Here is a 10,744-nt window from a genome sequence, read left to right on the forward strand (position 1 = left end):
ATGCGTGTTCTATTCGGGGCCATTGCCGATGATTTTACCGGGGCAACCGATCTGGCCGGGCTTCTGGCGCGCAGCGGCCTGCCGGTCTCGTTGCGCATCGGCGTGCCCGAAGCGCCTGCACGCGCGGAGGAAACGACGGCTTTCGAGGTGATCGCCCTCAAGTGCCGAACCGCGCCGGTGGCGGATGCGGTGGCGCAAGCCCGTGCCGCCCTTTCCTGGTTGAAAGCGGCCGGTGCCGAGCGGTTCTACTGGAAATATTGCTCGACCTTCGACAGCACGCCGACCGGCAATATCGGGCCGGTGGCCGAAGCGCTGATGGCGGATCTTGGCACCGGCCAGACCCTGTACTGTCCGGCCTTTCCCGAAAACGGGCGCAGCATCTTCATGGGCCATCTGTTTGTGGGCGAGCAATTGCTGTCGGAGAGCCCGATGAAGGATCATCCGCTGACGCCGATGCGCGATTCGAGCCTGCTGCGGCTTCTTCAGCCGCAGGTGAAGGGGGCGGTCGGCCTTGCGAGCCGCATGGATGTCGCGCGCGGGCCGGAGGCGCTGAAGGCGCGGCTCAATGAGCTCTACGGCCGGCAGATCGCCCATATCATTGTGGATGCCGTCGAAGACGAGGATCTGCTGACCATCGCCACCGCCTCGATCGACATGCCGCTGATTACGGGCGCGAGCGCGCTTGCAGCTCCCCTCCCCCGGCTTTATCGGGAGCGCGGCATGCTGGACGGCGGTGAGGAAGCCGGCGCAAGACCGTCTGTCGGACCGGGCGAGATCGTTCTGTCGGGAAGCTGTTCGGCCATGACCCGCACCCAGGTTGCGCATTATCTTCCGACAGCCGCTTGCCTGCGGCTTGATCCCCTGGATCTCGCCGAAAACGGCGTCGCGGCGGCCGTAGACTGGCTGAAGAGCCGCACGCCCGACGAGCCGAAGCTGATCTATGCCAGTGCCGAGCCCGAGGCGGTGCGGCAGGCGCAGCAGAAGCTCGGTGTCGAGCGGGCCGGCCTTCTGGTGGAGGATGCGCTGGCGGAGTTGGCGCGGGTGGCTCTTGATCTCGGCATCCGCCGCTTCGTGGTGGCCGGTGGCGAAACAGCCGGCGCGATAACCCGCTCGCTCGGTGTCTCACGGCTGACCATTGGCGCCGAAATCGCGCCGGGCGTGCCCTGGACCTATGCCGACATTGCCGGCGAGACGGTTGCACTTGCGCTGAAATCGGGAAATTTTGGCGGCCCGGCCTTTTTCACCGAGGCTCTGCAGCGTCTGGAGACACAATGAGCGAAGAGGCACGGCTGCGCGAGGATATCTGCCGCATGGCGCGCTCGCTCTTTGAGCGGGGGCTGACCGCCGGCTCGTCCGGCAATATCTCGGCACGCCTCTCCGATGGCCAGCTTCTCGTGACGCCGACAGGCAGTTCCTTCGGATGGCTCGACCCGGCGCGTCTTTCGCTGTTCGATGCGGCCGGTCATCTGGTCGGCGGCGACAAGCCGACGAAGGAAATGCCCCTGCATGCGGCCTTCTATGAAACGCGGCCGGCAAAAACCGGTGCCGTGGTGCATCTGCATTCCTGTCATTCGGTTGCACTCTCCCTGTTGCCGGAGGTGGACCCGGACAACATGCTGCCGCCGCTCACGGCCTATTCGATCATGAAGCTCGGCAAGGTGAAGCTGCTTCCTTATTTCATTCCTGGCGATCCGGCGACGGGAGACGCAATCCGCGGTCTTGCGGGCAAGCGCAGCGCCGTGATGCTAGCCAATCACGGGCCGGTGGTTGCCGCAAAGGATCTGGAAGCCGCCGTCTACGCCATGGAAGAGCTGGAGGAGACGGCAAAGCTTGCGCTTTTGACGCGGGGCCTCAGCCCCCGCCTGCTGAATGAGAGCCAGATCGGCGAGATCGTACGCACCTTCGATGTGGAGTGGGACTGACATGGCCAGGTTTTCCGCAAATCTCGGTTTTCTGTTTGACGATCTGGCGCTGCCGGATGCCATCCGCGCCGCCAAGGCCGCGGGCTTCGAGGCCGTGGAATGCCATTGGCCTTATGCGGTGCCGGTCGAGGATGTGTGCGGGGCGCTTGCGGACACCGCTCTTGTCATGCTCGGTCTCAACACAAGCCGGGGCAATGTCGCGCTTGGCGATAACGGGCTTTCGGCCATTCCCGGACGTGAGGACGAGGCGCGGGCCGCCATCCGCGAGGCAATTGCCTATGCAATTGCGATTGCCGCGCCGAACGTGCATGTCATGGCTGGCAAGGCGAGTGGCGATGAGGCGCGCGAGGTATTCCTGTCCAACCTTGCCTATGCGAGCGACCTTGCGCGCCCGCACGACATCACGCTGCTGATCGAGCCGCTGAATTCCCGCGATGCGCCGGGCTATTTTCTCACCGGTTCGGCGCAGGCCGTCGACCTGATCGAGACGCTGGCAGCCGACAACGTCAAGCTGATGTTCGACTGCTATCATCTGCAGATCATGGAGGGTGATCTGCCGGCGCGGCTCGAAAGGCTGATGCCGCATATCGGCCATATCCAGATCGCATCCGTGCCGGACCGGCGTGAGCCGGATCATGGCGATCTGGATTATCGCGCGCTGCTGAGGCTGCTCGACGACATGGGATATGGTCGCCCGATCGGTGCGGAGTACCGGCCAGCGACGTCCACGGCGGCGGGCCTTGGCTGGCTGAAGGCGTTGCGTCAGTGAGCGCTGCCGCTCGCCCCTCCCCTCCCCTTTCGGGTTGGACTTTTGTGGCTTCCGGTTGCGTTTTTCTGTGCGGTGCAGCGACGATTGTGCGTTGACGGCTTGTCGGCTGTTGCCTATCAATTTGTCCAGTGGTCCATCCAGCATACCAGTTACGATTTCGTTAACCGGCGGCAGGGCGGACGTTTTGGTGGATGGCGGGTTATGAGAACCGGCGGCATTCTGAACCAGGTTCCCAACATAGGGCGGGCCATTACCCGTCAGACGGCCCGTGACGTCGTGGCCGACAAGCTGACGACGCTGATCGCGACCGGCATGCTGCGCCAGGGGGATGAACTGCCGGGTGAACGGGAACTGGCGCATGTGCTGAGTGTCAGCCGCGAGACGGTGCGCGGCGCCATCCAGATCCTCGCCGCCAAAGGTTTTATCGAGGTGTCCCAGGGCACCAGAAGCCGCGTGGCGGATGTGGATCTCAGCCATCTGCCGATGACGATTGCTTCCTCCAGCGCCATTGATCGCTATGACATCGATGCCGTGCATGGCGCGCGCCTGCTGGTGGAACTCGATGTGGTGGCCAATGCCGCGGATGCCATTTCCGATGAGGAGATCGCTCACCTGGAGGCGCTTCTGGAAGCCCAGCGGCGGCTGTCAGGCGATCCCATGCGGTTTCTCATCTGCGACCGCGAATTTCATCTGGCCATCTACCGGGCCTGCGGCAATCCGCTGCTGATCGATTTCGTGACCGATCTCTACGGCTACCTGATGGATCATCGTCGCCATGCCATGGCGCAGCCGGGCGCGATTGAAAGCAGTTACGCCGACCACGCGAATATTCTGGATGCCTTGAAAAGGCGCGACCGGGCCGGTGTGACGCAGGCCTTTCGCCAGCATTTGACGCGCATCTACGACACGACGAAGGCAATGGCGGCAGAGGAGCGCCGGCCATTGGTGGAAAACGCCTGACGTCGCTTCACGCAGCGACATCAGACTATTGAAAGACAAGAGGCAGGGAGGAAAGCCGCGCATGCATGTTCTGGTAATCGGGGCCGCCGGTATGGTGGGCCGCAAGCTGATCGAAAAACTCGCCGCCTCCCCTGCGCTCAATGGCCGGGACATAGAGCGGCTGACGCTTGCCGATGCCTTTGCGCCCCAGGTGCCTCCTGCATTCCAGTCGATTGCAAAAAGCCTGACGCTGGATCTGGCGGCACCCGGCACGGCCGAGACGCTGATTGCCGGACGCCCGGATGTGATCTTCCATCTGGCGGCAGTCGTGTCGGGTGAGGCGGAGGCGGATTTCGACAAGGGCTACGCGGTGAACCTCGACGGGACACGCGCTCTCTTCGAAGCCATTCGCCACGAAGGCCAGCGGGCGCCCTATGCCCCTCGTCTTGTTTTTGCGTCCTCCGTTGCCGTCTTCGGCGCGCCCTTCCCGGACGCCATCGGTGACGAGTTTTTCACCACGCCGCTCACCAGCTACGGAACGCAGAAGGCAATCACCGAACTTCTGCTGTCGGACTATACCCGCCGCGGCTTTTTCGATGGTATCGGCATCCGTCTGCCGACCATCTGCGTGCGGCCCGGCACGCCGAACAAGGCGGCGTCTGGCTTCTTCTCCAATATCCTGCGCGAGCCTTTGTCGGGCAAGGAGGCCGTGCTGCCGGTGGGCGAGGATGTGCGCCATTGGTTTGCGAGCCCGCGCTCGGCCGTCGGCTTCTTCCTGCATGCCGCAAGCATGGAGACCGCTCCGATCGGCCCGCGCCGTAACCTCACCATGCCCGGCCTGTCCGCGCTGGTGGGAGAAGAGATCGAGGCACTGCGACGGGTGGCCGGCGAAAAGGCCGTGTCGCTGATCCGCCGCGAGCCGGATCCGGTGATCGCCCGCATCGTGGCCGGCTGGCCCACGCGCTTTGACGCCAGCCGTGCCACCCAGCTCGGCTTTCGCGCCGAAGCGACCTTCGACGAGATCATCCGCATCCATATCGAGGACGAACTCGGAGGATCTCTGTCATGACACAGGCGGATGTGACGGACAGAACTTCGATTGCCCTGGTGACCGGCGGCGGCACGGGCGTGGGGCGCGCCATTGCAAAGGCGCTGGGGGCCGCCGGTTATACGGTGGTGATTTCGGGCCGGCGTCTTGCCGTGCTGGAGGAGGCGGTCGAAGTGCTGTCGAAGGAGACCGGCGGCTCGTTTCATGCCATTGCCGCCGATGTCGGCGATCCGGCATCCGTGCGCGCGCTGTTCGATGCCATTGCGGAAAAGTTCGGCCGCCTGGATCTTCTGGTCAATAATGCCGGGATCACGGTGCCGGGCGTTCCGTTGGAGGAGGTCACCTTCGAGCAGTGGAGCGCCATCCTCGCCGCCAATCTGACCGGTGCCTTCCTGTGCACGCAGCAGGCTTTCCGGCTCATGAAGGCGCAGGTGCCACAAGGCGGGCGCATCATCAACAACGGGTCGATTTCAGCCACAACGCCGCGCCCGAATTCGGCGCCCTATACGGCAACCAAGCACGCCATCACGGGGCTCACGAAATCCACGGCGCTCGATGGGCGGAATTTCGACATCGCCTGCGGCCAGATCGATATCGGCAATGCGGCAAGCGACATGACGCAGAAGATCGCAAGCGGCGTGGTTCAGGCAAACGGCACCATTGCCGCTGAACCGACGATCGACCCGACCCACATCGCCAATGCCGTCGTCTACATGGCCAGCCTGCCGCTTAATGCAAATGTGCTGACCATGACCGTCATGGCAACGAAGATGCCCTTTGTCGGGCGAGGCTAAGGGGGACACGCACCTTTAGCGCTGCAGAGGCAGGGCTTTGAGTGAGCAGTGAGGCGCGCTGTGGAGGGCGCTGCCTGCACTGTAACCGATTGAAAAAAATAAGCGATCGGCAGAATGGAGTGTCGATCGCGAGGCATACGGCAAGAAGGGGGCACGATTGCCGTCATCACGTGCCGTCACGACAAACCGCACTCTGGATTGCACTCTGGGAGGAGACGCATGGCCACTGTTCAATTTGCCGAGGTGAAAAAGTCCTTCGGCGCCTTTCCCGTCATCAAGGGCGTCAATATCGATATCGAGGATGGCGAGTTCGTCATCCTGGTCGGTCCGTCCGGTTGCGGGAAATCGACGCTGCTGCGCATGCTGGCGGGGCTGGAAAACATTTCGGGCGGCGAAATCCGCATTGGCGGGCGCACCGTTAACAGCCTGCCGCCGAAAGAGCGCGACATCGCCATGGTGTTCCAGAACTATGCGCTCTACCCGCATATGACGGTGGCCAAGAACATGGCTTTCTCGCTGATGCTGGCTTCGGCTCCGCAGGCCGATATCGACAGCCGCGTGAATTATGCGGCCGGCATTCTGGGACTGTCGAAACTCTTGGACCGCTATCCGCGCCAGCTGTCGGGTGGCCAGCGCCAGCGCGTTGCGATGGGCCGCGCCATCGTGCGCGATCCGCAGGTGTTCCTGTTCGACGAACCGCTCTCCAACCTCGATGCCAAGCTGCGGGTTGCCATGCGCGCCGAGATCAAGGAATTGCATCACCGGCTGAAGACGACGACCGTCTATGTCACGCACGACCAGATCGAGGCGATGACCATGGCCGACAAGATCGTCGTGATGCATGATGGACGGGTGGAGCAGATCGGCACGCCGCTGCAACTTTACGATCATCCCAATAACCTGTTTGTCGCAGGCTTCATCGGTTCGCCGGCAATGAACATGATCAAGGGCCGGATCGATGCGGAAAACCCCGAGATCCTTGTCGCCGCCGATGGCACCCGCCTGCCCCTGCCCCGCCCGTTTCCCGAGGCGGTTGGACGCGATCTCGTCTATGGTCTTCGGCCGGAATATATCAGCCTCAACGGCACCGGCTTCAAAGCCGAAGTCGTCGTGATCGAACCGACGGGCTATGAGACGCAGATCATCGTCCGGTTTGGCGGCGCGGAAGTCACCTGCGTCTTTCGCGAACGCATCGATGTGCGGCCGGGCGAAAGCATCTCGATTGCGATCGACCAGGCGCATGTGCACCTGTTTGACGAAAAGACGGGCATGCGGATTTCCGCATGACAAGAATGCCCCACGCCGACCGGGAGGAGCCGTCGGCACGGGGAGATGAGGATCTGCACTGCGCCGATCCCCGCATTCGCCGGTCGGGACAGCGAATGTCGAGCAAGAATGTCCCGGATTTGGAGGAGGAACAGCATGACCATCAGAAGAAGAAGCTTTCTGGCCGGTACCGCCGGCCTTGCCGGTGCCGCAGGTCTTTCGGGTCTGGGCATTCGTACAGCCGCTGCCGCCGAGCCGAGCTACAAGCCGGAGGCGGGCGCAAGCCTTCGTCTCTTGCGCTGGACGCCCTTTGTGAAGGGCGATGAGGAAGCCTGGCTCGCCAACACCAAGAAGTTCACCGAGGCAACCGGCGTCGAAGTGCGCATCGACAAGGAAAGCTGGGAGGACATCCGCCCCAAGGCGGCTGTTGCCGCCAATGTCGGCTCCGGCCCGGATCTTGTCATGTGCTGGTTCGACGATGCCCACCAGTATCCCGACAAGCTGGTCGACCTGACGGAGCTCGGCACCTATCTCGACGGCAAGTATGGCGGGTTTTACGACGGCGTGAAGGGATATGCGACGCGTCAGGGCAAGTTCATCGCCATGCCGCTGACCGCCATCGGCAATGCCGTGGTCTATCGCGACAGCCATATGAAGGCGGCCGGCTTCAGCGAGTTTCCGAAGGACACGGCTGGCTTCCTGGAACTGGCAAAGGCGATGAAGGCCAAGGGTACGCCGGCTGGCTTCCCGCACGGCAAGGCCGTGGGGGACGGCAACAATTATGCCCATTGGCTGCTGTGGAGCCACGGCGGCAAGATGGTGGACGAGGGCGGCAAGGTGGTGATCAATTCACCGGAAACGCTGGCCGCGATCAAATATGCCAAGGAGCTTTACGCCAACTTCATCCCGGGCACGGAAAGCTGGCTCGACATCAACAACAACCGGGCGTTCCTCGCCGGCCAGGTGTCGCTGACGGCGAATGGCGTGTCGATCTATTACGCCGCCAAGAACGATCCGAAGCTTGCCGAGATCGCTGCCGACATGCGCAGCACCAACTTCCCCGTCGGTCCTGTCGGCAAGAGCATCGAACTGCACCAGACCAGTTCGCTGCTGTTGTTCAAGCATACGAAATATCCGGAAGCGGCCAAGGCCTATATCAAGTTCATGATGGAAGCCGAGCAGATGAACGCCTGGCTCAAGGGTTCCAGCGCCTATTGCTGCCAGCCGCTGAAGGCCTTCGCCAGCAATCCGATCTGGACGGAAAACCCGATCCACGCGCCCTATGCCAAGGCGTCCGAAACGTTGCGTCCGAACGGCTATGCCGGCCCGCTCGGTTATGCCTCGGCCGCCGTCATGGCCGACTACGTGCTCGTCGACATGTTCGCCTCGGCGGTTACCGGTGCGGCAACGCCGGAAGATGCCGTTGCCCAGGCGGAAAAGCGCGCCAATCGCTACTACCGCGTCTGACGTTCGCCTTGCCGGAGCGCTCAGCCTTGCGCGCTCCGGTTTTCGATCCGCCTCCTGGAGTGACATACGATGACGATGACGACATCGACGGATCCTGGCACGCCGCAGCGTTCTTTATGGTCCCGCATCAGCAACAATCGCGATGTGTTGGGCATCCTGTTCATGCTGCCCTCCGCCGTTTTCCTGGTCTGCTTTCTTACCTACCCGCTTGGCCTGGGTGTCTGGCTGGGCTTTACCGACACCACGATCGGCCGCGACGGCGTGTTCATCGGGCTGGAAAACTATGCCTTCCTTTGGGATGACAAGGTATTCTGGCTCTCCGTTTTCAATACGGTGGTTTACACCTTCGTCGCCTCGGTGCTGAAGTTTGCGCTCGGCCTGTGGCTGGCGCTGCTGCTGAACGAGCATCTGCCGTTCAAGTCGTTTTTCCGTGCCATCGTGCTGTTGCCCTGGGTGGTGCCGACGGTGCTGTCTGCGCTTGCCTTCTGGTGGATCTATGATGCGCAGTTTTCCATCGTGTCCTGGTCGCTGATCAAGATGGGGCTGATCGAGAGACCCATCAATTTCCTTGGCGATCCGAACATTGCCCGTGCATCGGTGATTGCCGCCAATGTGTGGCGCGGCATTCCCTTCGTGGCCATCTCGCTGCTGGCCGGCCTCCAGACGATACCCGCGTCGCTGCAGGAAGCCGCCTCTCTGGATGGCGCGAGCAGCTGGCAGCGCTTCCGCCATGTCACCCTGCCGATGCTGACGCCGATCATTGCCGTGGTGATGACCTTTTCGGTGCTGTTCACCTTCACGGATTTTCAGCTGATCTACGTGCTGACCAAGGGCGGACCGGTGAATGCAACGCATCTGATGGCCACCCTCTCCTTCCAGCGCGCCATTCCCGGCGGGCAGCTGGGCGAAGGCGCTGCCATTGCGGTTGCCATGATCCCCTTCCTCCTTGCCGCGATCCTGTTCTCTTTCTTCGGTCTGCAGAGGCGCAAATGGCAGCAGGGTGGAGGGGATTGAGATGGAGACGACTATGAACGCCAAATCGACGTCAAACGATGCCGACCTGCAGGACGACAGCCAGGGCATGTCCTATCTCAACCGTCTGCCGCGGCGGGTGATGACGGTCTACCTGCCCATGGCGGTCTTCGTCTTCGTGTTGCTGTTTCCCTTCTACTGGATGGCAATCACCGCGGTGAAGCCGAATGCGCAGCTTACCGATTACGAGAATTACAGCCCCTTCTGGGTGGTTGGGGCAACGCTGGAGCACATAAACTACCTGCTGTTCCAGACCTCCTACCCCGGCTGGCTGTGGAACACGATGCTGGTCGCCACGGCCTCCACGGCTCTCTCACTCGCGGCATCGGTGTTCGGGGCCTATGCAATCGAACGCATCCGTTTTACCGGCTCGCGCTCGGTCGGCCTGTTCATATTCCTCGCCTATCTTGTTCCGCCGTCCATCCTCTTCATTCCACTTGCCTTCATCGTCTTCAAGATCGGCATCTATGATTCCCGCCTGGCCCTGATCTTCACCTATCCGACCTTTCTCATTCCCTTCTGCACCTGGCTGCTGATGGGGTACTTCCGTTCAATCCCGTTCGAACTGGAGGAAAGCGCGCTGGTGGATGGGGCAAGCCGCTGGCAGATACTGTCGAAAATCATCCTGCCGCTGGCGGTGCCGGGGCTCATCTCCGCGGGCATCTTTGCCTTCACCCTGTCCTGGAACGAGTTCATCTATGCGCTGACCTTCATCCAGTCGTCCGAGAACAAGACGTTGCCGGTCGGCGTTCTGACGGAACTGGTGCGTGGCGATATCTTCGAATGGGGTTCGCTGATGGCTGGCGCCCTGTTCGGATCGCTGCCGGTGGTCATCCTCTATTCGTTCTTTGTCGACTACTACGTGTCTTCGATGACCGGTGCGGTCAAGGAATAGCAGGCGCTGCATTCGGCGCGTCCTGAAGCAACTGGCGGGGGCGGGGAGAGCTATCTTCCCGCCCTTCTGATTCTCCGCTAAACTGGCTTTCGATGCGATTCTGCCGCGCCTCAGCCGCATTGTCAGCTGACAACGGAATCAAATCCCTGAATTTCCTGCATAAATTGGGTAAACCCGGCGCCGCGGTCAAAAACTGCTTGACGGGAAGACAGACTCGGTTCCTATTTGCGATAATCACGCCAATTTACCGGGTTTTCCGTGAATGCCGAACAACAACGCAATTGCCGACAAAATGAGAAAGCCTGAGACGCTTTCGATCGACGAGACGATCGGCAATGATTCCGCCATTTTGAGCGGACAGTTGCAGATCTTGTTCGAAAAGCTTTTCTCGCCGAACGCCCGCAAGGACCTGCGGCGCTTCAGCAGCACGGAAGTCGCGCGCCTTCTCGGCGTGACCGACAGTTACGTGCGCCATCTGGCAGCCCAGGAGGAGACGGTCTCCTCGGAAAAATCGGCCTCCGGCCGCCGCACCTTTTCCCTGGAAGAGATCAATGCCATCCGCCGGCATCTCGGCAAGACCAAGCCGTCCTATCTGCCGGGGCGGCGTCCCGG

Annotated in this window: 10 protein-coding genes and 1 pseudogene; all 11 read left to right on the forward strand. The window is 61.9% G+C overall.

All coding sequences use genetic code 11. The features are described 5' to 3' along the window. The gene (gene otnK, locus ACEXP3_RS16885; RefSeq protein ID WP_377298320.1) at positions 1-1,275 is read left to right on the forward strand and encodes a 3-oxo-tetronate kinase; all 1,275 of its coding nucleotides are present in this window, start codon (positions 1-3) and stop codon (positions 1,273-1,275) included. Next, positions 1,272-1,922, forward strand: a complete 651-nt coding sequence (gene otnC / locus ACEXP3_RS16890) for a 3-oxo-tetronate 4-phosphate decarboxylase (protein WP_377298321.1) — start codon at positions 1,272-1,274, stop codon at positions 1,920-1,922. The genes otnK and otnC overlap by 4 nt, the downstream gene beginning before the upstream one ends. A gap of 1 nt (position 1,923) precedes the next feature. After that, a complete protein-coding gene (locus tag ACEXP3_RS16895; RefSeq protein ID WP_377298322.1) occupies positions 1,924-2,691 on the forward strand; it encodes a hydroxypyruvate isomerase family protein in 768 nt (255 codons plus the stop codon). A 201-nt stretch (positions 2,692-2,892) separates the two neighbouring features. Then, on the forward strand, positions 2,893-3,651 hold the full coding sequence (locus ACEXP3_RS16900; protein WP_377298323.1) for a FadR/GntR family transcriptional regulator: 759 nt from the start codon (positions 2,893-2,895) through the stop codon (positions 3,649-3,651). A 61-nt stretch (positions 3,652-3,712) separates the two neighbouring features. Further along, positions 3,713-4,699, forward strand: a complete 987-nt coding sequence (denD, locus tag ACEXP3_RS16905) for a D-erythronate dehydrogenase (RefSeq protein ID WP_377298324.1) — start codon at positions 3,713-3,715, stop codon at positions 4,697-4,699. Then, positions 4,696-5,472 carry an SDR family oxidoreductase gene (locus ACEXP3_RS16910; protein ID WP_377298325.1) on the forward strand — a complete coding sequence of 259 codons (777 nt, stop codon included), beginning with the start codon at positions 4,696-4,698 and terminating at the stop codon, positions 5,470-5,472. The genes denD and ACEXP3_RS16910 overlap by 4 nt, the downstream gene beginning before the upstream one ends. Before the next feature lie 219 nt (positions 5,473-5,691). Beyond that, positions 5,692-6,759, forward strand: coding sequence for an ABC transporter ATP-binding protein (locus tag ACEXP3_RS16915; protein WP_377298326.1), 1,068 nt, complete (start codon positions 5,692-5,694; stop codon positions 6,757-6,759). Positions 6,760-6,894: 135 nt separating this feature from the next. Continuing rightward, a complete protein-coding gene (locus ACEXP3_RS16920; RefSeq protein ID WP_210106353.1) occupies positions 6,895-8,205 on the forward strand; it encodes an ABC transporter substrate-binding protein in 1,311 nt (436 codons plus the stop codon). A gap of 69 nt (positions 8,206-8,274) precedes the next feature. Next, the gene (locus ACEXP3_RS16925) at positions 8,275-9,219 is read left to right on the forward strand and encodes a carbohydrate ABC transporter permease (protein WP_377298327.1); all 945 of its coding nucleotides are present in this window, start codon (positions 8,275-8,277) and stop codon (positions 9,217-9,219) included. Positions 9,220-9,232: 13 nt separating this feature from the next. Further along, positions 9,233-10,132 (forward strand): carbohydrate ABC transporter permease, encoded by a 900-nt coding sequence (locus ACEXP3_RS16930; protein ID WP_377298328.1) that lies wholly within the window; start codon positions 9,233-9,235, stop codon positions 10,130-10,132. 262 nt (positions 10,133-10,394) lie between these two features. Beyond that, a pseudogene (locus ACEXP3_RS16935) lies at positions 10,395-10,744 on the forward strand (plasmid partitioning protein RepA); the annotation flags it as partial.

Origin of the sequence: Neorhizobium fuzhouense, from assembly GCF_042611105.1 — a bacterium.
GTDB classification, from domain to species: domain Bacteria; phylum Pseudomonadota; class Alphaproteobacteria; order Rhizobiales; family Rhizobiaceae; genus Neorhizobium; species Neorhizobium galegae_A.